The organism is Rhodovulum sp. MB263, assembly GCF_002073975.1.
In the GTDB taxonomy this organism is placed as follows: domain Bacteria; phylum Pseudomonadota; class Alphaproteobacteria; order Rhodobacterales; family Rhodobacteraceae; genus Rhodovulum.
This window is the reverse complement of sequence record NZ_CP020384.1, coordinates 265,869-288,255: the sequence shown is the minus strand read 5'-3', so window position 1 is coordinate 288,255 and position 22,387 is coordinate 265,869. Positions and strand designations below refer to the sequence as shown.

23 protein-coding genes are annotated in these 22,387 nt (G+C 66.7%); 15 read left to right on the top strand and 8 right to left on the bottom strand.

Going from position 1 to position 22,387, the window contains the following annotated elements:
- Window positions 1-23 precede the first annotated feature (23 nt).
- Complete coding sequence (locus tag B5V46_RS01470; RefSeq protein WP_080614944.1) at window positions 24-719, top strand: hypothetical protein; 696 nt, start codon at window positions 24-26, stop codon at window positions 717-719.
- 51 nt (window positions 720-770) lie between these two features.
- Window positions 771-1,631, top strand: coding sequence for an abortive infection family protein (locus B5V46_RS01465; protein WP_196774309.1), 861 nt, complete (start codon window positions 771-773; stop codon window positions 1,629-1,631).
- Between the two features lie 105 nt (window positions 1,632-1,736).
- On the opposite strand, the gene B5V46_RS01460 is transcribed toward B5V46_RS01465, so the two are convergent.
- A complete protein-coding gene (locus B5V46_RS01460; protein WP_075781133.1) occupies window positions 1,737-1,937 on the bottom strand; it encodes a helix-turn-helix transcriptional regulator in 201 nt (66 codons plus the stop codon).
- A gap of 308 nt (window positions 1,938-2,245) precedes the next feature.
- Here B5V46_RS01460 and B5V46_RS01450 point away from each other — a divergent pair, with 308 nt between their 5' ends.
- The 4 genes from B5V46_RS01450 (at window position 2,246) to B5V46_RS01440 (ending at window position 4,664) form a co-directional block, all read left to right on the top strand.
- Window positions 2,246-2,608 carry a hypothetical protein gene (locus B5V46_RS01450; RefSeq protein WP_080614941.1) on the top strand — a complete coding sequence of 121 codons (363 nt, stop codon included), beginning with the start codon at window positions 2,246-2,248 and terminating at the stop codon, window positions 2,606-2,608.
- Between the two features lie 105 nt (window positions 2,609-2,713).
- Window positions 2,714-3,220, top strand: coding sequence for a hypothetical protein (locus B5V46_RS01445; RefSeq protein WP_196774307.1), 507 nt, complete (start codon window positions 2,714-2,716; stop codon window positions 3,218-3,220).
- A 49-nt stretch (window positions 3,221-3,269) separates the two neighbouring features.
- On the top strand, window positions 3,270-3,419 hold the full coding sequence (locus tag B5V46_RS19445) for a hypothetical protein (RefSeq protein WP_155773881.1): 150 nt from the start codon (window positions 3,270-3,272) through the stop codon (window positions 3,417-3,419).
- A gap of 240 nt (window positions 3,420-3,659) precedes the next feature.
- Window positions 3,660-4,664, top strand: a complete 1,005-nt coding sequence (locus tag B5V46_RS01440) for a site-specific integrase (RefSeq protein WP_080614939.1) — start codon at window positions 3,660-3,662, stop codon at window positions 4,662-4,664.
- 104 nt (window positions 4,665-4,768) lie between these two features.
- Here B5V46_RS01440 and B5V46_RS19440 read toward each other — a convergent pair whose 3' ends face one another.
- The 3 genes from B5V46_RS19440 to B5V46_RS01430 all read right to left on the bottom strand — a co-directional run bounded on the left by B5V46_RS19440 (window position 4,769) and on the right by B5V46_RS01430 (window position 6,459).
- Complete coding sequence (locus tag B5V46_RS19440; RefSeq protein ID WP_155773880.1) at window positions 4,769-4,987, bottom strand: hypothetical protein; 219 nt, start codon at window positions 4,985-4,987, stop codon at window positions 4,769-4,771.
- Between the two features lie 480 nt (window positions 4,988-5,467).
- Window positions 5,468-5,911 (bottom strand): nucleoside diphosphate kinase regulator, encoded by a 444-nt coding sequence (gene rnk / locus B5V46_RS01435; protein WP_080614938.1) that lies wholly within the window; start codon window positions 5,909-5,911, stop codon window positions 5,468-5,470.
- 80 nt (window positions 5,912-5,991) lie between these two features.
- On the bottom strand, window positions 5,992-6,459 hold the full coding sequence (locus B5V46_RS01430; RefSeq protein WP_080614937.1) for a hypothetical protein: 468 nt from the start codon (window positions 6,457-6,459) through the stop codon (window positions 5,992-5,994).
- A 470-nt stretch (window positions 6,460-6,929) separates the two neighbouring features.
- On the opposite strand from B5V46_RS01430, the gene B5V46_RS01425 reads away from it, so the two are divergent.
- The 4 genes from B5V46_RS01425 to B5V46_RS01410 all read left to right on the top strand — a co-directional run bounded on the left by B5V46_RS01425 (window position 6,930) and on the right by B5V46_RS01410 (window position 13,797).
- The gene (locus B5V46_RS01425) at window positions 6,930-8,108 is read left to right on the top strand and encodes a hypothetical protein (protein ID WP_080614936.1); all 1,179 of its coding nucleotides are present in this window, start codon (window positions 6,930-6,932) and stop codon (window positions 8,106-8,108) included.
- 133 nt (window positions 8,109-8,241) lie between these two features.
- A complete protein-coding gene (locus B5V46_RS01420) occupies window positions 8,242-10,035 on the top strand; it encodes an ABC transporter transmembrane domain-containing protein (RefSeq protein ID WP_080614935.1) in 1,794 nt (597 codons plus the stop codon).
- Between the two features lie 242 nt (window positions 10,036-10,277).
- On the top strand, window positions 10,278-12,176 hold the full coding sequence (locus B5V46_RS01415; protein WP_080614934.1) for an acyl-CoA synthetase: 1,899 nt from the start codon (window positions 10,278-10,280) through the stop codon (window positions 12,174-12,176).
- 559 nt (window positions 12,177-12,735) lie between these two features.
- Window positions 12,736-13,797, top strand: a complete 1,062-nt coding sequence (locus B5V46_RS01410) for a glycerophosphodiester phosphodiesterase family protein (RefSeq protein WP_196774306.1) — start codon at window positions 12,736-12,738, stop codon at window positions 13,795-13,797.
- A gap of 50 nt (window positions 13,798-13,847) precedes the next feature.
- Here the strand turns inward: B5V46_RS01410 and B5V46_RS01405 are convergent, their stop codons facing one another.
- A complete protein-coding gene (locus B5V46_RS01405; RefSeq protein ID WP_080614933.1) occupies window positions 13,848-14,951 on the bottom strand; it encodes an alkene reductase in 1,104 nt (367 codons plus the stop codon).
- Window positions 14,952-15,063: 112 nt separating this feature from the next.
- Window positions 15,064-16,017, bottom strand: coding sequence for a class I SAM-dependent methyltransferase (locus B5V46_RS01400; protein ID WP_231119190.1), 954 nt, complete (start codon window positions 16,015-16,017; stop codon window positions 15,064-15,066).
- A 573-nt stretch (window positions 16,018-16,590) separates the two neighbouring features.
- Between B5V46_RS01400 and acpS the strand changes: the two genes are divergently transcribed.
- The 5 genes from acpS to era all read left to right on the top strand — a co-directional run bounded on the left by acpS (window position 16,591) and on the right by era (window position 20,573).
- Window positions 16,591-17,010, top strand: a complete 420-nt coding sequence (acpS, locus tag B5V46_RS01395; RefSeq protein ID WP_080614932.1) for a holo-ACP synthase — start codon at window positions 16,591-16,593, stop codon at window positions 17,008-17,010.
- Between the two features lie 392 nt (window positions 17,011-17,402).
- A complete protein-coding gene (gene lepB, locus B5V46_RS01390) occupies window positions 17,403-18,194 on the top strand; it encodes a signal peptidase I (RefSeq protein WP_080614931.1) in 792 nt (263 codons plus the stop codon).
- Window positions 18,195-18,197: 3 nt separating this feature from the next.
- On the top strand, window positions 18,198-18,887 hold the full coding sequence (rnc, locus tag B5V46_RS01385; RefSeq protein ID WP_080614930.1) for a ribonuclease III: 690 nt from the start codon (window positions 18,198-18,200) through the stop codon (window positions 18,885-18,887).
- A 213-nt stretch (window positions 18,888-19,100) separates the two neighbouring features.
- Window positions 19,101-19,586 carry a bacterioferritin gene (locus tag B5V46_RS01380; RefSeq protein ID WP_080614929.1) on the top strand — a complete coding sequence of 162 codons (486 nt, stop codon included), beginning with the start codon at window positions 19,101-19,103 and terminating at the stop codon, window positions 19,584-19,586.
- 78 nt (window positions 19,587-19,664) lie between these two features.
- Complete coding sequence (era, locus tag B5V46_RS01375) at window positions 19,665-20,573, top strand: GTPase Era (protein WP_080614928.1); 909 nt, start codon at window positions 19,665-19,667, stop codon at window positions 20,571-20,573.
- A gap of 304 nt (window positions 20,574-20,877) precedes the next feature.
- Here the strand turns inward: era and B5V46_RS01370 are convergent, their stop codons facing one another.
- Window positions 20,878-21,630 (bottom strand): pyridoxine 5'-phosphate synthase, encoded by a 753-nt coding sequence (locus B5V46_RS01370; RefSeq protein ID WP_080614927.1) that lies wholly within the window; start codon window positions 21,628-21,630, stop codon window positions 20,878-20,880.
- Between the two features lie 85 nt (window positions 21,631-21,715).
- Window positions 21,716-22,360, bottom strand: a complete 645-nt coding sequence (locus tag B5V46_RS01365) for a DUF2062 domain-containing protein (RefSeq protein WP_369822851.1) — start codon at window positions 22,358-22,360, stop codon at window positions 21,716-21,718.
- Window positions 22,361-22,387 lie beyond the last annotated feature (27 nt).

The window sequence follows — 22,387 nt, the reverse complement described above, 5'->3', positions numbered from 1 at the left end:
TGAGAGCTTGTGTGCGAGGAAACATGCGGAAGATTGATCCTGAAGGCGTCTGGAGTGACTTTGCAGACCAACTCGCTGAGCAGGCTCGGTTCTACAATAGCTCTTGGGGCGCTCTGACTGCCGTCCAGGACCGCAAAATCGCCACGGAGAACTACGCACTCACTCTGGGTGTGCTGTTCGAAGGGTTCGCCAACGACTTGATTTTCGCATATGCAAACCGCGACTGCTCACGGGTCATGCAGCACTTGGAAACGAGCGTTCGAGAGGCCCTGCAATCAAATCAAAAGGCTGCCGCTGCTTTCGACAGCTTCGCTGAGTTTAAGTCGCAACGCCACCTCACCAAAGATGAACTGAAAACCGTGCTCGACCCCTCGGGACGAAACACCTCCTTCCCGACCTATGCTGCTATCGAAGGCAGAGCGAAACAATGGCTTATTGCTGCCCATGTCGAACGCTTCACTCGCCTAATTGCTCAGCAAAAAGCGATCATTGATCTAACAATCGCCTTCAGGAACAATCTTGCTCATAGGAGCAAAAGCTCGCTTGATCGGCTCAATGACGTCCTCGCGCTTGGGGCGCTGCATCCCACGGGGCTGCGCCGCGGTGTCAATCGTGTGCAGCAAGCTGGACACTATCTCAAATCCCAGATGAACGGGGGGACTCGCGCAACTGTGCTTGCTGGTCTGCTCCGAGCCGCTGCATACGAAATCGTCCGGTAGAATAGCCACAGAAACATGTCCTTCCCGTTGTCACCCCAAAGCATAGACGCCTTGGCCGATGTCATCAGCGGCGGGGCTGCTTATGCGGATGCTCCGCCACCTATTGGGCTTTATCGTAGTGGCCCGCAGATCGAGAAGTTCATGCGCGCCTGCAACGTCGATTTCAGCGTGGACGGCTCCCGCCTGCCATCCCTGGTCCAGTGCCTCATCAAAATCAACAATAGTTTCCAGCCCGAGGATGTGCTCCCGCGTATCATTGAGGCAGCGGCCGATCCTCGCGACTTCATCCATGAGCCAGAACGCCATACAGCCGTACTCGACCACCTTAACCGCGCATTGCGCTTTGACGGCTTCGAGATTCAGCAGCAGGGAGGGCGGATGCGCCTGGTCGAAGCAGGCAAAGGCGTGCCGGTTCTCTCAGAGCTTGCCGGGCTATCCGAGGTGATCGACTTCGACACGGTGAGCCGTGATCTGGAACGCGCCCTCGCAAGTGCTGCCACCGATCCGGAGGATGCTGTCACCGCCGCGTGCAGCACGGTCGAAAGCGTGTGCCGGTCGATTTTGGTCGAACTTGGCGAGCCGCTTCCTGCCAAGAAGGATGTGCAGGGGCTCTATAATGCCGTGAAGCAGCCTCTTGGACTGTCGCCTGATCGTTCAGATATTGATCCCCTAATCGCAAATGATGTGAGGCAGGTTCTTTCCGGACTGACCACGGTGGTATGCGGTGTAGGGGCTCTCCGAACACATGGCGGCGATGCCCATGGTCGCGAAAAGGGCTTCGCGCGTGTCGACGCGCGGATCGCCCGTTTGTCGATCCATGCGGCGAGCACTGCCGCGCTCTTTCTCATTGAGACATGGCAACGTAAATTTCCAGCGCGTCAGCTACCGAAGGCCGACGATCTTCAAAGGTAAGCGACGGCCTTTGAGGGTGTGCAGCGAATGACCACTTTCCGCCCGTACCAACGGCCGCCAAGTAAGACGGAAGGGGGAAGCGGTCGTCTGCTTCGGGCTGATTGTTCACTTCTTAAGCCGAACTCCTGGCCCGCCGCCGTTCTCGGGAATGAACTCGACACCGGCGGCCTCAAACGCAGATTGAATCGCTTCAAGCGTCCGCGGTTTCAGCGCCTCGCCCTTCTCTAGGCGCGTAATCGTGTTGGTTGAGACGCCTGCGGCCTCTGCCAACTCGCGCACTCCCATAGACAAACCAGACCGGGCCATTCGGCACTGCGCAGGTGTCATTTTCGCGTCACCGTGTAGAATTCGCTTTACAGTAGCGATTTGGTTGTTATCGTGAGGACACTGTAGCGAAACCGCCACCGCATATCAATGGAGCCCAGAATGCCGAACCCGTTTCCGGCAGCCGTCACGGCTTTGCCTGCTGCACGCCTGTATGAAATCCACGACTGCTTGGCCCTCGCTCTCGATGCGACGGAGCGGCCGGGCCGATACTCTCAGAGCGAGCGCGAGGCCCGCAGCTATCTGCGCACGGCCCTGCGGCACACCCTCCGCCTGATGGAGGCGAGGGCATGAAACGTCGGACTTTCTTCTCCGCCGCAACGCTGGCTGTGCCCACGATGACGAAGGCCGAAGCCGACCAATCGCAGATCCTGAGGCTCTTCCATCGGCATCGTGCGATCCTCGATGCCGCCAGGCGGCATGTCTGCAATGCGACTGGAAGCGGCGAAGACGCAGAGCTGGACCTGCTCTTCTACCGGCATTCGAACAAGATCGAGGATGAGATGATGTCTCTTCCAAGCACCTGTGCTGCCGACTTCGCAGCCAAGGTGATCGTCGAAACCGTGTGCGGAAAGTGCGGCGCAGACTGGGAGACCAGCATGATCTGGAAGGAAGCGCGCCTGTTGGTCGGGGTCGCGCCGTCGGCGTGGTGAGGAACGTTTGGTCATTGGCGCTGCCCGTATGGGTAAATCATGTGCGGTAACACACATCTTGACTGCGAGTCCTTAGACGGGTATCGAAATCATGTACCTGGATACATGTATCGAGATCTGGAGATCAAAAAAATGGAATTCACCAATCAGCGCTTCACGGTTTCCGAAGTCGCCTCACTGACCGAAACCAACCTCAACACCGTGCAGAGCTGGCGTCGCAAGGGGTTCTTCGACCTCGGGGCAAGCGAGGGCTGGCACCGCTTCACGCTGTCCGAGCTGTTTTCGGTAGCGGTCTTCGCCGAGGTCTCGGGCGGGACAGGAAATCAGGACGTTGCCTCTTCGGCCTGTTCCTTTGCCGTCCAGATGCTGGCGGAGATCATCGAAAGCAACGCCGCGCCCTACTTCGTTGGCGCCAGCCGAAAAGGGAACGATCTCGTCATGGAAATCGCCTACGGGTCGCTCAATGTGGGCGCCACGCTTGGCAAGCTGATTTCGGAAGGGGCCGACGCCGGAGCCTACATCGTCGTTGATTATAGCGCGATCTTCTCGCGCCTGCTCAAGCGCCTTCATGCGGGCGGCTACGCGATGGAAAACCCGAACAGCAACGTCTGACCGGCGCACTCTTCGCTCCGCCATAGAAACGCAGCAAGGAGAACTGCACATGGCCTGCAAACCGACCAGCTTCACCCAAGCAGACGTGGCGCGCGTGCTCAAAGCCTGCTGCGGCGCCGAAATCCCGATGGGTTGGGGCGAGATCGACCCGCGCACGGGCAAGATTGCCGTAATCGCGCTCGATTTGGGGGAGGCATGACGATGGTACGCCGCCCCGCCACAATCCGCAAATATCTCGCTGAAAGCGGGGAGAGCGACGATTGATGACTTCGCCCGTGCTCTTCCCTGACTACACCACGCCCGCCGATTTGGCGGCGCATTTCGGTGTGTCGGAGAGGACCATGAAGGGCGAGGCGCGGGCGCTTGGCGCGTTTGCCAAGCTGGGCCAAAAGATGATCCTCTTTCCGGAGCATGTCGAAAAGATCACGGAGGCCATGAAATGTCGCTCAAGCTGTTCCAGCGCAACGGCGCCTGGTACGTCCGAGGGACTGTTGCCGGAAGGAAGTTTTATCAGTCTACAAAAACGACTGACCGAAAAATCGCGGAGCGGATCAAAGCGGAAACCGAAGCCCAAGCGTGGCAACGTCGTTTCGATGGGCCGGGGGCCGGGTTGACCATGGCGCAAGTCTTCACGGCATATTTGGACGCGGATAAGCCCGCACGGTTTCTTCTCAAGCTGGCGGAGCACTGGAAAGACACTCTCGTTGAAGACGTGACACCGGAGTTGATCAGGCAAGCGGCCAAGAAAATATACCCAAATGCGAACGAGCCGACTTGGAACCGGCAGGTGATCAAGCCAACGCAGGCTGCAATAAACCACGCGGCGGGGTTCGGATGGTGCCAGCGCATTTCGGTGAAACGCTACACCGAAACGCCCGAGGTGAAGACGCCAGCAACGTTGGAGTGGGTGCGCGCCTTCTCGTCACAAGCCGAGGAAGACGGGCTCGCGCATCTTGGCGCGCTCTGCCTGTTCATGTTCGGCACGGCGGCGAGGGTTGGGGAGGCATGCAACCTGACTTGGCGCTATGTTGACCTCAGCGCGGCAAGGGTCGAGTTGCACCTGTTCAAGCCGACACCTTGGAAGCGCATCGCACATCTGCCGCCCGAAGTTGTGGTCTCGCTAGCGAATATTCCTAGCAACCGGAATCCGGATGAGCCCGTGTTCGGCTACGCCGGGAGGGGCAGCGTTCGGGGGCCTTGGAACAATGTTTGCAAGCGGGCGAAGATCGAGCGCCTTACACCGCACTGCTGTCGGCACGGCTTTGCCACTTCCATGCTGCAGGCCGGTATCGACGTGAAGACCGTGGCGGATATGGGCGGATGGAAGGACGCAACAACGGTGCTGCGCACCTACGCTCACGCGATGAAAGACCCGAGCGTCACCAATGTGCTTTTCGGTGCAAAAACGGTGCAAGAAACGAGCAAGAAGCTATCAGCCATTTGAAAAAGAAGGAGAAAATAGAAATGACAGCGCCCCTCGTTGGGAGGGGTGTCCCACCGCCGGACATACGCTTCCCCAGAGAAAACAGCAAGCCTCATTGAAGCGGATCATGCAGGATGGGGCCGCTTGCCGCGGAACGAGGCGCGGCGCGTGTCGGAAGACTGGCTCATATCCGGCACGATCCGCTCCATGCAGGGCCACCCCAGGACCACGCCGAAAGACGCCCGGGAATACCCGTCGGGCAAAGGAAAGCGCCGCTGCGACTCACCGCGCAACAGCGCTCCGATGCCATTTCGAGCCCCGGAATTCCGCATGAAGCCAATCATCCAGGACAGGCCGAAACATACCGCGCCGCCCTGCAATCGGGCGGCGCGAATGGCGTGCCGGCCAGCCCGCCGACGGCCGGAGCGGCCGCCGGAAAACCGGCCGGCCCCCTCTGGTCAGCCCTGTTGCAGAAGCCGGGAGGGACGCGTGGACCGGCATCGGAGGCAGGTCGCTGAGGCGCCGGCGCGGCGCTCGACGGCCGCGCCGCAGCGGCGGCAGGAAACCCGGATGAGAAAGGGCCCGCCGTCAAGGACGTGCCGGCAGCTGGGGCAGCGATGTGCGGCCGCGCGGGGAAGCGGTGCCTTGCAGGACGGGCAGACAGGAGGAAGGGGACGGTTCATGAGAGCCTCTTTCGATGGGAGGTAAGGACGCCAGAGCATTGGCAGTCGATGTCCCGGAAGGAGCCTCCTGGCGTCGTCAACGCATCGCGCGACCCCTTCCGGGCCGGTCATGGGCCTCGGCCAGCCCTCGGGAACAGCGGATCATCCTGCCGCCAGCCCCTCGGCGACCTCTTCCGGCGCGACCCGGAGCACCGTCAGCACCCGCCGCTTTCCGTCCCTGGTATCCCAGGGCAGCGATGCCCCCTCGGCCAGGCCGATCAGCGCGATCCCGATCGGCGTCAGGACCGAGACCCGGCCACTGGAGATGTCGGCCGCCTCGGGAAAGACCGGCGTGACCGTCTTCTCCTGACCGGTCGATTCGTCGCGATAGGTGACCGCGCGGCCGATCGCCACCACGTCCGGGGGCAGTTTCGCGACGGGAACGATACGGGCCCGGCCAAGCTCGCCGAGCAGCCGGTCGGCCAGCTCGGGGTTGCGCTGGATCGCGCCCTGCGCAAGAGCTTCGAGCCTGTCCAGGCTGTCGGCAGAGATGACGACCCTGGGCCGCCGCCCGGTGCCGCGTGAGGGGGTATGTTGCTCGGTCATTGAGCTTTCCTTTCCGCCACTGAGGGCGCTGATATGTCGTGAAACGGCGATTACTCGGTACGCCGGTGGCGGAAGGGCGCTCAGGCCGCGTGGCGACCCGGCGGCAGGCCGACATCCAGCACGACGACCGTCTCGATCCGGCCGTCATCCCGCAAGAGCGGAACCTTCTGCAGCTTCCGCATCCCCATCAGGGTCGCGCCGAGAAGCGACGCAATGGAAAGATGCCCCGGCCCCGGCACCGGGCTGATGGTCAGCAGGCCCGAGCGTGCGCCCTCGCCGCTGATCATGTAGGTGACATGGCAACCGGCGACGACAAGCCCGGGCGGTGCCGGCTCGGGAGCCGCGCGCGAGATCCTCAGCTTGTGGCGCAGGAACCCGTTCAGAAGCGCGGGATTTGCCGCATTCCTGGTGCCGTCATGGCGAAGCAGGCGTTCGATGCCCAGCCGGTCTGCAGCCATGAGAAGAAAACCGGTCTCGACAGAGGAGCGCGGGAACAGCTCCCGAAAGTCACTGCCAGGAGGCAGATGCGTGATCCTGGTGATGGTCATGATGTGTCTCCGAGGGCGGCGAAGGCCGCATTCTCAATTCAAGGATGTGAGAAAGCCCCGGAAGGTCGAAGACGCGCCTAAGCGCAGACCGCCCGGGGACCCGGGCGGTTCAGAAGCAGAAACCGGAAAAAGAGCTCATGCGTGACCATGAGGAGAACCTAGCCATGGAATGCAAACTGTCAATCCTGGAGGCCGGACCCGATCCCGAACGGTGGCCTTTATGCAGCAACCGCCCGCCTGCGGCCTTAAGGCGCCGGGGCGGGGATCGCAACGCCCGGCACCCGAAGGCAACCCTGTCGCGGCGTCCGGGCCTGCTCCGGCCCGATGCTGGCGGCGACGGTCCTCGTCCCGGGCCCCGGACCGAGACACTGCCGCGCACCGGCGAAGGATGCGCGGCCGGGCGATCCGTGCTAGGCTGTATCTTCCGTCCGACCGTGCGGATCCCGGGTCCGCCCTCCGAAAGCGCGCGCATGACCGTCCCCTTCCTCCGCCCGATCGTCGCCCTGGCCTGCCTCGTCGCCATCGCGGGGCAACCGGCTGCCGCCTGGACGCTCTGGGAGGCCAAGCCCCCCGGCACCCCGCTCGAACAGCATCTCGACCGGCTGATCGAGGGCGGCGAGAACCTCACCGAGTTGCATGACCGCATCGAGGACAGCCGCGCGCAAGGCGGCTTCCGGCTGCTGGGCCGCTCGACCAAGGGCCTCGAACGCGATGTCGACGCGCTGGTGCTCGAGATCGAGAAGGCGCTTCTGCAGGACGGCAATGTCGGCGCCATCGAGGAGATCCGGCGGCTGAGGGCCGAGATCGCCGGCCTCGGGCGCGAGATCGAGGTGCTGCGCCGCGATCTCTATCTCGCCCGGAAGGCCCCCGCCCCCGATCCCGACGAGACCGACCGGATCGAGGAGCGGATCGCCAGCCGCGAGGCCGAGGCCACCGCGCTCGACGGCGAGGTCGCCGCGCGCAAGCAGGCGCTGCAGCAGAGCTTTGCCGAGGCGGGCGCCGCCCTTGGCCCCGACGAGATCGACAGCCTGACCTCGCGCGCCGATGGCGACGATCTGCTGCGGATGTTCGCGGTCTTCGACATCACCCGCAAGATCACCGACGAGCTGAAGGCGCTGATGGCCGAGACCTCGCCCTCGCCGGCGATGCAGATCCAGTATTACGGGGTCTTCGTGGTGATGGCCGAGCTGCAGGTGATGGTGCATCGCGAATACATGCGCCGGCTCGACGAGGAATATCTGCCCGCGCTCGGGACCATCAAGGGCGAGATCGACGCCACCGTCGCCTTTGCCCGCGAGCGGATGGCCACGGCCACGCCCGAACAGCAGGACATCTACGCCAAGAACATCGCCGCCAACGCGCTCTCGCTCGATGTGATCGCACGCTACGAACGGATCCTCGACCGCCAGAAGGCACGCTCGGCCGAGGCGATGGAGAAGGCCCGGTCCTGGCTCGACGTCACCTATTCGACCTATGACACCGCGGTGAACTCGATGAACGTACTCAACTTCATCGACGAGACCGACCGGTTGTTCGGCGAGATCATGACCCGGCAACTGCCCGACCTCGAACCCTTCGACGACACGGTCCTGCGCCAGCGCTTCGAGGAAATCTCGGACCGTGTGGCGGAAATCGTCGGAAATTCCTGAACACGGAACCTGAGGGCAGGCGCGGCCCGACCGCAGGGCGGCGGCACCCCTCGGCCGATCCGGCGGGGCAGCGCTGGCCGGTTGACCGCCCCCCCTTCGCCCACTACCTGCGCAGGGAGCCAAGGAGTGCCCCATGCCGCCAGCCCCCCAGCCACAGGACGACCGCGCAAGATCGAAACGGATCGGCGCGCTTGCCGCGCTCTGGCCCTTCGTCGCGCCCTATCGGCGGATGCTGGCGGCCGCGCTTGCCGCGCTGGTCCTGACCGCCATCGTCTATCTGGCGATGCCGGTGGCGGTGCGCCAAGTGGTCGACGCCTTCGACACCGACACCGCGGCGCTGCTTGACCGCTATTTCGGGCTGGCGCTCGCGATCGTGGTGCTGCTGGCCGTCGGCACCGCGCTGCGCTACTACCTTGTCACCCGGCTGGGCGAGCGGGTCGTGGCCGATATCCGCAGCGCCGTCTTCGACCGCATGATCGGCATGAGCCCGGCCTTCTACGAAAAGACCATGACCGGCGAGGTGCTGAGCCGGATCACCACCGACACAACGCTGATCCTGTCGGTGCTGTCCTCCTCGGCCTCCTTCGCGCTGCGCAACATCCTCGTCTTCTTCGGCGCGCTGGTGCTGATGCTGGCGACCGCGACCAAGCTGTCGGGGCTGGTGCTGCTGCTGGTGCCCGCGGTGATCGTGCCGATCGTGCTTCTGGGGCGCCGGCTGAGACGGCTCAGCCGCGAGAACCAGGACTGGATCGCGGCCTCGTCGGGCAATGCCTCCGAGGCGCTCTTGTCGGTGCAGACGGTGCAGGCCTTCACCAACGAGGCACGGGCGCGGGCGCAGTTCCGGGGCGTGACCGAGCAGAGCTTCATCGCGGCCCGCCAGCGGATCGGCACCCGGGCGGTGATGACGGTGATCGTGATCTTCCTCGTCTTCGCGGGCATCGTCGGCGTGCTCTGGGTCGGGGCCCATGACGTCCGGGCGGGCGAGATGAGCGTGGGCGAGCTGGTGCAGTTCGTGATCTATTCGGTGATGGTCGCGGGCGCGGTCGCGGCGATGACCGAGATCTGGGGCGAATTGCAGCGCGCCGCGGGCGCCACCGAGCGGCTGGTCGAGCTGCTGACCGCGCAGGACAGCGTGACCGATCCCGAGGCCCCGGCGCCCCTGCCCGAACCCGCGCAGGGCGAGATCCGCTTCGAGAATGTGCGCTTCTCCTATCCGACCCGGCCCGACAGCCCGGCGCTGAACGGCATAGACCTGACCGTCCGCCCCGGCGAGACGGTGGCGCTGGTCGGGCCCTCGGGGGCGGGCAAGACCACGGTCATGCAGATGATCCTGCGCTTCTACGACCCGCAGCAGGGCCGCGTGCTGTTCGACGGCGCCGATCTGCGCAGCCTGGGCCGCGAGGCCTTCCGCAGCCGTCTGGCGCTGGTGCCGCAGGACCCGGCGATCTTCGCTGCCAGCGCCCGCGAGAACATCCGTTTCGGCCGTCCCGGCGCCTCCGATGCCGAGGTCGAGGCCGCCGCCCGCGCTGCCGCCGCGCATGATTTCCTGAGCGCGCTGCCGCAGGGCTACGACACCGAGGTGGGCGAGCGCGGGCTGATGCTGTCGGGCGGACAAAAACAGCGCATCGCCATCGCCCGCGCCATCCTGCGCGACGCGCCGGTGCTGCTTCTGGACGAGGCGACCTCGGCGCTCGACGCGGAATCCGAACGCGCGGTGCAGGAAGCCGTGGACCGGATGGCCGCGACCCGGACCACGATCATCATCGCCCACCGGCTGGCCACGGTGAAGAAGGCCGACCGGATCGTCGTGCTGGACCGCGGCCGGATCGTGGCCGAGGGCACCCATGACGCGCTGGTGGCCGAGGGCGGGCTTTACGCGCGCCTTGCAAGGCTTCAGTTCACCGCCGGGGTCGAGACCGCCGCCTGAGCCGGATCTCGCCGGCCCGTCCGACCCGGGGCCGCACCTTCGGCAAGGCACCGGAGACAAGGAACAGAGCGTCGCGGACAGGCAGAATGAGGCTGCTGCCGGTCGGACGGCCCCGGATCGGACGCCGAGTTGCCGCAGCACGGGCATCTTGCGGAGGGCGGCATTTCGCCCCATCCTTCCGCGCCATGGGAGAGCAGGCCCGATCACAACGGGCCGCATGGGAGGACGACATCTTGAACAGCATGAGCATGGAGGCCGCCAGGAGCGACTGGCTGGCCATTGCCGCCGAGGCGCCGTGGAACGAACGCGACCGGCCGAAGACCATCTATTCCTTCGTCACGCGCACCGCGGCGGCCTTTCCCGACCGCCCGGCAGTGTCCTTCCAGATCCTGTCCGGCCCGAAGGATCCGGCCGAGACGCTGACCTGGACCGAGTTCCGGGGCCGCATCACCCAGGCCGCGAACCTGTTCCGCCGCCTCGGGATCGGCCCGGATGACGTGGTGGCCTATATCCTGCCCAACTGCAACGAAACCGCGGTCTGCTTCCTGGGCGGCGCAGTGGCGGGGATCGTCAACCCGATCAACCCGCTGCTCGAGGCCGAGCAGATCGCCGCGATCCTGCGCGAGACCGGGGCCAAGGTCGTGGTCACGCTGAAATCCTTCCCCAAGACCGATGTCGCAGAGAAGGTCTCCGAGGCGGTGCGGCACGCTCCCAGGGTACAGACCGTGCTGGAGGTCGATCTGGTCCGCTACCTGACCGGGGTCAAGCGGCTGATCGTGCCGCTGATCCGCAGGAAATCGCCCGGCCACTACCATGCCGACGTGCTGGATTTTCACCGCGCGCTGGCGGCCGAACCCGCCGACCGGCTGAGCTTCGACGACCCCGAGGAGGACCGCTTCGCCGCCTATTTCCATACCGGCGGCACCACCGGCATGCCCAAGGTCGCCCAGCACCGCGTGTCGGGCATGATCTACAATGGCTGGCTGGGCCACAGGCTTCTGTTCCGCGAGAATGACACGCTGATCTGTCCTTTGCCGCTGTTTCACGTCTTCGCCGCGTATCCGGTGCTGATGTCGGTTGTCGCGGCCGGGGCGCATTTCGTGATGCCGACGCCTGCGGGCTATCGCGGCGAGGGCGTGTTCGACAATTTCTGGAAGCTGATCGAGCGTTGGGGCGTGACCTTCGTCATCACCGTGCCCACCGCCATCGCCGCGCTGATGCAGCGCAAGGTCGATGCCGATGTCTCGACGCTCCGCTATGCCTTCTCGGGCTCGGCACCGCTGCCGGTCGAGCTTTACAACCGCTTCGAGGCCGCGACCGGCGTCACCATCTGCGAGGGCTACGGGCTGACCGAGGCCACCTGCCTCGTCTCGATCAACCCGCCGGATTCGCAAAAGAAGATCGGCTCGGTCGGGCTGCCCTTCCCCTATACCGAGATCCGCATCCTGAAATGCGACGGCGACGGGACTGTGCAGCGCGAATGCGAGACCGACGAGGTCGGCGAGATCTGCATCTCCAACCCCGGGGTGGTGCCGGGCTCGACCTATACCGAAGAGGCGAAGAATCTCGGCCTGTTCGCCGATGGCTACTTCCTGCGCACCGGCGATCTGGGCCGGATCGACGAGGATGGCTATCTGTTCATCACCGGCCGCGCCAAGGACGTGATCATCCGGGGCGGGCACAATATCGACCCGGCCGAGATCGAGGAGGCGCTGCTGTCCCATCACGACGTGGCCTTCGCCGGCGCCATCGGCCAGCCCGACAGCTTTTCGGGCGAGCTGCCCTGCGCCTATGTCGAGCTCGTCGACGGAGCCAGCGTCACGCCCGAGGATCTGATGGCCCATGCCCGCGTACATATCCACGAGCGCGCCGCGATCCCGAAGCATATCGAGATCCTCGACGAATTGCCCAAGACCGCCGTCGGCAAGGTGTTCAAGCCCGGGCTGCGCAAGCGGGCGATCCAGCGGGTCTATGACGCGGCGCTGGCCGAGGCGGGCCATATGGTGCGGGTGCGCGAGGTGGTCGAGGACCGCAAGCGCGGCCTCGTCGCCCGGCTGGAACGCCAGGGACCGGTGGAGGACGAGGCGGTCGTGCATCTTCTGGGCAATTTCACCCGCCCCTGGGAATGGACAGACGACTGAGCCCCGGGGCCCCGGCCTCGCCGTCTCCTCGGGTGCCACGCGCCGTCCGCTCCGGATTGTGTTGAAAAACTCTGCGAACCGAAAAATGACTCGAAATCTTGGAATATTGCCCCTGCAGACCGCCCCTTGGCAAAACGCATTTGCTCAGGAGGGGCTTCGCGGGAGGTTGTTCTGCTGATCTGCCCGGTCTCGCCCGTTCAGAGACTTTTTCAACAGTATCTCCGCCCTGCGGCAACAGGATATCCGGGAGCCCGAAACCGGCCGCGCCAGTCGCCCCCGGAAAGCGCCGCGCCCGACTGGACACGGCCTCGGAGAGGGACACGGGATCCCATGCGACATGACAGATACATGGGGGCAAGATCGACCCGCAGCGCGCCCGAGTCGGGGGCCGGAGAGCCTCCCGCATTGGCCGGCGCCAATCGCCCCCCTCAACCGCCCCGGCGCATTTTCATCCGGCTGTCGCAAGACGGTGACCCGGGCGTTTCAATCTCCGCATAAGGCCGGAGCCACATCCAAATCACACCCGAAGTCATTCAACGCGACGAACAGGATCTTCGACATGAAACGCATTCTCGCGACCCTCTCCCTGGGGCTGATCTCGACCGTGCCCGCCGGGGCCGCCAGCCTTTACAACACCCTCGACGGAAACGCGCCGCTGATCATCGCCCATCGCGGCGCCAGCGGCTACCTGCCCGAACATACGCTTGGCGGCTATGAACTCGCCCTCGAAATGGGCGCCGACGTGATCGAACCCGACCTGCAGATGACCGCCGACGGCGTTCTGGTCGCCATGCATGATGCGACGCTGGCCCGCACCACCAATGTCGAAGCGCTGTTCTCTCCGCGGAACGGCGATTACCGGGTGTCGGATTTCACCCTGGCCGAAATCAAGTCGCTGACGGTCGAGCCCACCGGCGCCACCGCCTCGACCGACTATCCGGGTTTCGCGCCCTCGATGGCCGATCCCTACAAGGTGCCGACCTTTCAGGAGGTGATGGATCTGGTCGCCGCGCATAACGCCGCGACGGGCGCCCAGATCGGCATCTATCCCGAGGCCAAGACCCCCAACAGCCTGGCGATGAACCGGCAGATCCTTCAGGAGATGAAGTCCAACGGCTTCGACGGCTCGGTGCCGAACACCTTCGTGCAGACCTTCAGCCATGAGGGCGCGCGCCAGCTCGCCGCGCTTCAGACCGAGGCCGGCATGGACAATGCGATCGCCGCGCTCGGCTATGCGCTGGATCTGGGCGACGGCTTCGGTGTCTATGACGCGACCACCGGCGAGGTCACCGCGCTCGAGGATCTCGCCGGGTTCGCGGACGGGCTGGGGCTTTATCTCGGCTACGATCTCGATGCCGCCTTCATCGCCGCCGCGCATGAGCTTGGGCTGAGCGTGCATGGCTGGACCTTCCGGCCCAGGACGGACGAGGCCGCCTGGGAGATGTTCCTGCCCTGGATCGAGGCCGGGATGGACGGCTTCTTCACCGATTACCCCCTGCGGGGCGTCGAAGTGCTGCAACGCTACGAAGCCGCCGAGGTGCCGGTTCCGGCGACGCTGCCGCTGATGCTGGCGGGTCTGGGCGGGCTCGCCGCCCTGCGCCGCCGCCGCGCCGCCGCCTGATCGGCGATATGTCGGGGGCCGTGCCGGACGCGGCCCCCTGCCAGACCCGGTCAGGCCGGGCGGGCCGCGTCGAGCGCGGGATAATCGATCAGCCCCTCGGCGCCGCCGCCATACATGGTCTCCCGGTTCGGCTCGGCCAGCCCGGCGCCCTGCCGCAGCCGCGCGACCAGATCGGGGTTCGAGATGAACGGACGGCCGAAGGCCACCATGTCGGCCGCACCGCTTTCGACCGCGTCGATCGCCGAGGCCCGGTCATAGCCGTTATTGGCGATATAGGGGCCTTCGAACAGCGCCCGCAGCTCGGGGATGCCGCGGCCCTCGGGCCAGTCGCGCGGCCCGCCGGTCTGGCCCTCGACCATGTGCAGGAAGGCGAGGCCAAAGCGGTTCAGGTCCGAAATCGCCTGCGAGAACACCGCGAAGGGGTCGCTGTCGGAAATGCCGTTCGCGTTCGAGAACGGGCTCAGCCGCAGCCCGGTACGGCCCGCGCCGATCTCGTCCGCCACGGTCTCGACCACCTCGAACAGGAACCTGCAGCGATTCTCGATCGGGCCGCCATAACCGTCGGTCCGGCGGTTGGTGCCGTCGCGCAGGAACTGGTCGATCAGATAGCCGTTGGCGCCGTGGATCTCGACCCCGTCAAATCCCGCCGCCATCGCATTCGCGGCGGCCTTGCGGTAATCGCCGAGGATGCGGGAAATCTCGGAGGTCTCGAGCGCACGCGGCGCCGACACCCCGGTAAAGCCCTCGGCGGTGAAGGTCTTGACCCCGTCGGCCGGGACCGCGGAGGGCGCGACCGGGGCCTGACCGCCGGGCAGAAGCGAGACATGCGACACCCGCCCGACATGCCAGAGCTGGATCACGATGCGTCCGCCCGCCGCATGCACGGCGTCGGTGACCTTGCGCCAGCGCTCGACCTGCAGATCGGAATAGATGCCGGGCGTGTCGAGATAGCCCTGCCCCTCGGGCGAGATCTGCGCGCCCTCGGTCACGATCAGCCCGGCCCCGGCCCGCTGGCTGTAATAGGTGACATGAAGATCGGTCGGCGCCAGCGTCTCGCGTTCGGCACGGTTGCGGGTCAGAGGCGCCATCACGACACGGTTCGCCAGCGCGATGTCGCCGGCGGCGAAGGAAGTAAAGAGCTTGGGCTGGGTCATTGAAAATGTCCTTTGACATTCGAAGGGGTTGGCTCGGACGTAGGCATCGGCCGCGACCGGGCAAGAGGGCGATGCGGGAACAGAGCCCTGCGCGCTCATGCACAGTCCCGCCTCAGGCCAGCGCCACATCCTCGCCGTCGCCCTGCCGGTCGGGGGTTCGCACCAGATCGGTGGCGATGACGACGAAGCCCTCGATCACGGCGCCGCGATCGCTGCGCAGGGCCGCCCGGTCGAGCCGGACCGCCCCGAACCCCGCCGCGGCCAGCACCGGCCGCAGATGATCGGGCGCATGGGCGAAGCGGCGGCTTTCGCGCAGCGCCAGCGGCCCCTCGCCCGGCGCCGCCGCCTCGACGGTGAAGGCCAGCACGCCCCCGGGCGCCAGCGAGCCCGCGCACCAGCCGAGGATACGCTCGAGAGCGCCGAGATAGACGAAGACATCGGCGGCAATGATCAGGTCGTAGCGCTCGGGACCGATCTCGAGCGCGGCGAGATCGCCTTTCGTAAGCCGGTCATAGAGCCCCTTGGCCTCGGCCTGCGCCAGCATGCCGGCCGAGATGTCGATGCCTTCGAGACGCTCGCAGATGTCGCGGAACGCCGCCCCCGCCAGCCCGGTGCCGCAGCCCAGATCCATCGCCCGGCCGAAACGCCGCCCGTCCAGCGCCCGGCGCAGGAGTTCGGGCGCGCAATAATCGAGCCGCTCGACCAGCGCCCGGTCGAAGCGCGGCGCGTAATCGTCGAACAGCGCCTCGACGAAGGCCGCCGGCATGGTCTCGGCCACCGGCGCCGCCCGCACCAGGTCGCGCTTGAGCCCGGCGCCCAGCAGGTCCTGCGGATCGGCCGCGAGCGCGCGGTCCCAGGCCTCGGCCGCCCGCTCGGGCGCGCCCGCCGCCTCATGCCATTCCCCCAGTCGAAACCAGCCGGCCGCCCAGCCGGGCACCCGCTCCATCGCCTCGCCCAGCACCTCGATCGCCGCCGACAGATCGCCGCCGAGGGCCAGCCCCTCGGCGAAATCGAACCGCCGATCCACGATCAGGTCGCCGGAGGAAAGACCTCTCGCCGCCATCATCTGCAAAGTCCAAAAAGGGGCCGTATCGCCGGGGGCAGCCATTGTGCCTCCCTCGGTTTCGGGCTCGGATTTCGGCCGGGCCGAGGCGCTTTCGGGAGGCTCTGTCCCGAAGGCGGCGCCGACCCTGCCCGCCGCTGCATTTAGGGCCGCACCCGCCCTGCGTCAACGGGCGCGTGCAGACCCGCCAACGACGCCCCGTGCGAGCTTTGCGCCGCATGGCTTCAGGGGAGCCCTCGGCACGCATTGGCGGGGGGCCGGCCCGGCCCCCGCGGGGGCGGAACGGGGGACCGGCTGGAGGCCACCTTCCCGACCCGCGCCCGGCGCCACCCGGCCCGGAGAGGCCAGCGCCGGGGTGACAGGGCGGCATTTGCCTGACCGGGCCGGGTGGCGTACATCCGGGCAGAGCAACCGATCCGGAGGCCCCATGCGCTGCGTTCCGCCCGTTCCGAAAGCCCGTTCCGCCGGTGGCGGGGGCGCTCCCGCCCGTCCTTGCCGCTGCCGCGGCGCCTCCGGTTGGGCCGGGCCGCGCAGCCTGCGGCCGCGCGGCGTCCGCGCGGAGCGGAGGCCGACGCGATGATCCTCGGCATCGGCACCGATCTGGCCAATATCGACCGCATCGCCGCGACGCTTGAACGATTCGGCGACCGGTTCCGGACCCGCGTCTTCACCGAGGCCGAGCAGGCCAAGGCCGAGCACCGGGCCGACGCTGCCGGAACCTATGCCAAGCGCTGGGCCGCCAAGGAGGCCTGCTCGAAGGCGCTGGGCACCGGGCTGAGAATGGGCATTTCCTGGAAGGACATGGCAGTCACCAACCTGCCGACCGGCCAGCCGGTGATGGCACTGACCGGCTGGGCGGCCGAGCGTCTGGCCGAGCTGACCCCGCCAGGCCATGAGGCGATCGTTCATGTCTCGCTGACCGACGACCACCCCTGGGCGCAGGCCTTCGTGGTGATCGAGGCGCGCGCAAAACCGCCGGCCTCCCGCAGGCGATAATCCGCCAGCGCACCGCCACCTGTGCACCGCCACTCCTGGACTGCCGCATCCGGCAGGGTCGGCGCAACAGGACCGGGCCCCGGCCTGGCGCTGACAGGGAGGTTCGAACCCCGCTCCCGGCCGGCCTCGCACTGGCGCGACCATGGCAGATGTCATCGGGCGTTCGACAGAAGGCTTCCACCGTTTTTCCGAAGCCTCCGGGCGGCAGCGGCATCGAGGTTTCCTCTGCATCCGCCGGAGCGACGGCGCCTGCATCTTGCCGGCGGTCATGGCCGGATCCGCGCGCAAGCCCTCCGGCCCCGCTGCCTTGACAGCCCGCAGCCGCGCGCCCATGAAGCGGGGGCATTTTCCGGCGCCGTCTGGCGGCGCAGCTACAAGGCAGGACCGGGCATATGGCGAAGACGGACGAAAAGGCGGGCGGCGGTCTCTGGGAGACGGTCAAGACGATCTTCTGGGCATTGCTGATCGCGGGCCTGTTCCGGACGCTGTTCTTCCAGCCGTTCTGGATTCCGTCGGGCAGCATGAAGGACACGCTGCTGATCGGCGATTTCCTCTTCGTCAACAAGATGGCCTATGGCTATTCGCGCTATTCCTGCCCCTTCGGCCTGTGTCCCTTCTCGGGCCGGCTCCTGAGCTCGGAGCCCGAGCGCGGCGATGTCGTCGTGTTCCGCCACCCGGTCAGCAATTCGGACTATATCAAGCGGCTTGTCGGCCTGCCCGGCGACACCGTGCAGATGCGCGAGGGCGTGCTTTACATCAACGGCTCCCCGGTCGAGGTCGAACCCGCCGGGATCTTCAAGGAGCCCTACGAGAAGCAGGGGCCGATGGGCTATTATCCGGAATGCGAGAACGCGCCGGTCGGCATCGGCGGCACCTGCATGAAGGCACGCTCGATCGAGACCCTGCCCAATGGCGTCAGCCATGGCATCCTGAACATCACCGACCGCGGCGCGCGCGACACCACGCCGGTCTATACCGTGCCCGAGGGCGAATATTTCGTGCTGGGCGACAACCGCGACAACAGCCGCGACAGCCGCTATGCCCAGGCCAATGGCGGCGTCGGCTTCGTGCCCGCCGAAAACCTGATCGGCCGGGCCGACCGGATCATGTTCTCGTCGGCCGGGCGGTCGCTGTTCTTCATCTGGACCTGGCGCGCCGACCGGTTCTTCAAGGCAATCGACTGAACCGTGAGACTTGCTGCAGATCTGATCGCCTTCTCGCAGCGGCTGGGCCATGACTTCGCCCGGCCCGAGCTTCTGCTGCGCGCCGTCACCCATTCCTCGCTGTCGAGCCCGACCCGGCCCGACAACCAGCGGCTGGAATTCCTCGGCGACCGGGTGCTGGGCCTCGTCATGGCCGAGGCGCTGCTGAAGGCCGACAAGGCGGCCTCGGAGGGCCAGCTCGCGCCCCGCTTCAACGCGCTGGTGCGCCGCGAGGCCTGCGCCGATGTGGCCCGCGAGATCGGGCTTGGCGACGTGCTCAAGCTCGGCCGCTCCGAGATGATGTCGGGCGGACGGCGCAAGGAGGCGCTTCTGGCCGATGCGATGGAGGCGGTGATCGCCGCGGTCTATCGCGATGCCGGTTTCGAGACCGCGCGGGACATGGTGCTGCGGCTCTGGGGCGCGCGGATCGAGCAGGTCGAGCCCGATGCCCGCGATGCCAAGACCGCGCTGCAGGAATGGGCCCAGGCCCGTGGTCAGCAGCCGCCGCGCTATGTCGAGATCGCCCGCGAAGGCCCCGATCACGCGCCCGTCTTCACCATCGCCGCGCGGCTTGAAACCGGCGAGGAAGCCACCGCCACCGCCGGCGCCAAGCGCCAGGCCGAACAGACCGCCGCGGCCGCGCTGCTGGCGTCACTGCGCCGCGCGCCGTCCTGACCCTTCCCTCATGCCGCTGCCGCACGAAAACCGGGCAGCAGACCGGGCGACTGCCTGCCATCTGAGCGCTCGGACCGGTTCGGCCACGGTTCGAGCGGCCCTAAGCCCTGCTGCGACAACCTGCACGGCTGCGGGCGCGCCGATCCGTCCTACATGCGTCTCGAAGGCGGGGCGCGCCCAGCCCCGGCAACCATGACAGGAAAGGCTGACCTCATGTCGAATGACCAGACCATCAAGGACCTTCAGACCGCGCTCGAGATGGAGATGACCGCAGGCCATCAGTACCAGCTGCATGCGCAGGTGCTCGACGATTGGGGGCTCGATCTGCTGGCCGCCAAGATGCGCGAGGAGATGCAGGAGGAAATCGGCCATTCCGACCTCTTCATGGAACGGATCATCTTCCTCGGCGGCACGCCCGAGATCCGGTTTCAGAAACAGCCGGTGCGGGCCGAGAGCCTCGAACAGATGTTCGAGATGGATGCCGCCGACGAGCAGGAGGCGATCGACGTCTACAGAAAGGCCGCCCAGCGTGCGATGGAGGTGGGCGATATCGGCAGCCGGACGCTGTTCGAGAAGATCGTGCTGGACGAAGAGGGCCACAAGGGCTGGCTCGACACCCAGCTGGCGCTGCTCGGGCGTCTGGGTGAACCGGCCTACAGCGCCAAGCAGGTCTCGGGACCGGGCGCCGGCGAGGACTGACGCCCCCTTGCCCGCATCCGGCTGGCGCCGGGAGCACTTATCGCGTAAAGCCCGGGCCTGAGCCGGAGGTTTACACGCATGAGCACACGCAGCGGATTCGTCGCCCTGATCGGAGAACCGAATGCGGGCAAGTCCACCCTGCTGAACCGGATGGTCGGGGCCAAGGTCTCGATCGTCACCCACAAGGTGCAGACCACCCGCGCCCGGATCCGTGGCGTGGCGATGGAGGGCGAGGCACAGATCGTCTTCGTCGACACGCCAGGCCTGTTCCGCCCGCGGCGGCGGCTCGACCGGGCGATGGTCGCCGCCGCCTGGGGCGGCGCCGCCGATGCCGATATCGTGGTGCTGCTGATCGAGGCCCATCGCGGCCGCACCGAAGGCGTCGACGCCATTCTCGAGGCGCTGCACGAGCGCGCCGCCGGGGGCCAGACCGTGGCGCTCGCCATCAACAAGATCGACCGGGTCAAGGCCGAGGCGCTGCTGGCGCTGTCGGCCGATCTGAACGCGGCCTATCCCTTCGCGCGCACCTTCATGATCTCGGCCGAGAAGGGCCACGGGGTCGACGACCTGCGCGGCTGGCTGGCCGAGACCCTGCCCGAGGGGCCGTGGCTCTACCCCGAGGACCAGATCGCCGATCTGCCGATGCGGATGATCGCGGCCGAGATGACCCGCGAGAAGCTGACGCTGAGGCTGCATCAGGAACTTCCCTACGAGCTGACCGTCGAGACCGAGAACTGGGAGGACCGCAAGGACGGCTCGACCCGGATCGACCAGGTGATCTATGTCGCGCGCGACGGCCACAAGGGGATCGTGCTGGGCCACAAGGGCGAGACCGCGAAGGCCGTCGGTCAGGCCGCCCGGGCCGAGATCGCCGAATTCCTCGGCCGTCCCGTGCATCTGTTCCTGCATGTGAAGGTGCGCCCGAACTGGCTTGAGGAATCCGAACGTTATTCCGAGATGGGCCTCGATTTCCGCGACGGCGACTGAGCGCTGCGAGACGACCGGGCCGGGCAGAAGGACCGCCGGCCATGACCAGGGACGCCCGGGCAGGCCCCGGGTCGCGCCGACGATCTTCGGAGCTGCGGGCGGCAGGGAGGGGACATCCCGGCTCTCGTCATCGCCGTGGGAACCTTATCGCCGCACGGACCGACGCCCTCGGGCGCCGGGTTCGGCGGCTCCGGACGCCCGGGTCCAGGCGTCGCGCCTTCCGGCCAACGCCTTATGGCCGGAGCCCCCCGGCCGGGGGGGGCACGGAACGCCGGGCAGCAACGCGGGTGCGGGGGCCGCAGATCTAGCCGCGCGCGGCCTCCATCCGGCGGCGCATCTCCGCGATCGAGGCGCCGAGCCCGAGGAAGACCGCCTCGCCGATCAGGAAATGCCCGATATTGAGCTCGCGGATCTCGGGCAGGGCCGCCACCGGGGCCACCGTCTCATAGGTCAGCCCATGGCCCGCATGCACCTCGAGGCCCAGCCCCTGCGCATGCCGCGCCATCGCCGTCAGCCGGGCAAGCTCGGCATCGCGCTCGGCCAGCCTGCCCTCGTGGTGGAAATCGCAATAGGCGCCGGTATGCAGCTCGACCACCGCCGCGCCGACCTCTGCCGCGGCCTCGACCTGGGCCGGATCGGCGGCAATGAACAGCGAGACCCGGCAGCCGGCCCCGGCCAGGGGCGCGATGAAACGCGCCAGCCGCGCGGCGTCGCCTGCCACGTCGAGCCCGCCTTCGGTGGTGCGTTCCTCGCGCCGTTCAGGCACAAGGCACACCGCATGCGGGCGATGCCGAAGCGCAATCGCCTGCATCTCGTCGGTCGCCGCCATCTCGAGATTGAGCGGCACCCTCAGCCCCGCCATCAGCGCGTCGATATCGGCATCCCGGATATGCCGCCGGTCCTCGCGCAGATGCGCGGTGATGCCATCGGCCCCCGCCGCCTCGGCCAGCAAGGCCGCGCGCAGCGGATCGGGATAGGCCGTGCCGCGGGCGTTGCGCAGCGTGGCCACATGGTCGATGTTCACGCCGAGCCGAAGCCCGTTTCCGGTCGCTGTCATTCTCTCTCCTCCCAGCCCCCCCCCGGAGACCTCTCCGTCCCGGTTCCCTGCCACGGTCTTCAGCCCCAGCCCTGAGCCGCAGTCTTCAGCCCCGGTCCTCGGCCTTGGCCGCGGCACTGGCCCGCAGCTCGCTCAGCTTCTTCTTCAGCCGCCCGCGGCGGCGGTTCTGATAGGCGGTCAGCACCGGCACGCTGGCATAATAAGAGATCAGCCCGGCAACGATACCGAGAATGCAACCGCCCACCATATAGGGCAGGAACACCTCGTGATAGAAGACCGACAGCCGCGCCCAGTGCGGCACCGCATCGGTGAACAGCGCAATCAGGTTGTTCTTGAGATCCGAGGCCGCCCCGGCGAATTTCGCCACCAGCGTCTCGTCGACATTCTCGTCGAAGCGCGTCCCCAGCAGGAAGTGCCCCAGCTTGAGCGAGGCCACCCCGATCGGCACATAGGTCAGCGGATTGCCGACCAGCGTCGACAGCAGCGCGGCCAGGATATTGCCGCGCATCGCCTTGGCCAGCAGCCCCGCGATCAGGAAATGCAGGCCGTAGAACGGGGTAAAGACCGTGAAGACACCGGCGAAGATGCCACGCCCGATCTTGCGCGGCGTGTCCGGCAGGCGGCGCAGGCGGTGCGATATGTAATAGGCCGCCCGCCCCCATCCGCCGCGCGGATAGACGCTGTCGAGCAAGATCTTGCCGACGCTTCTCTTGTCGCGGCGCTTGAACACCAAGCCTTGGGTCCTTTCCAGCGGGTG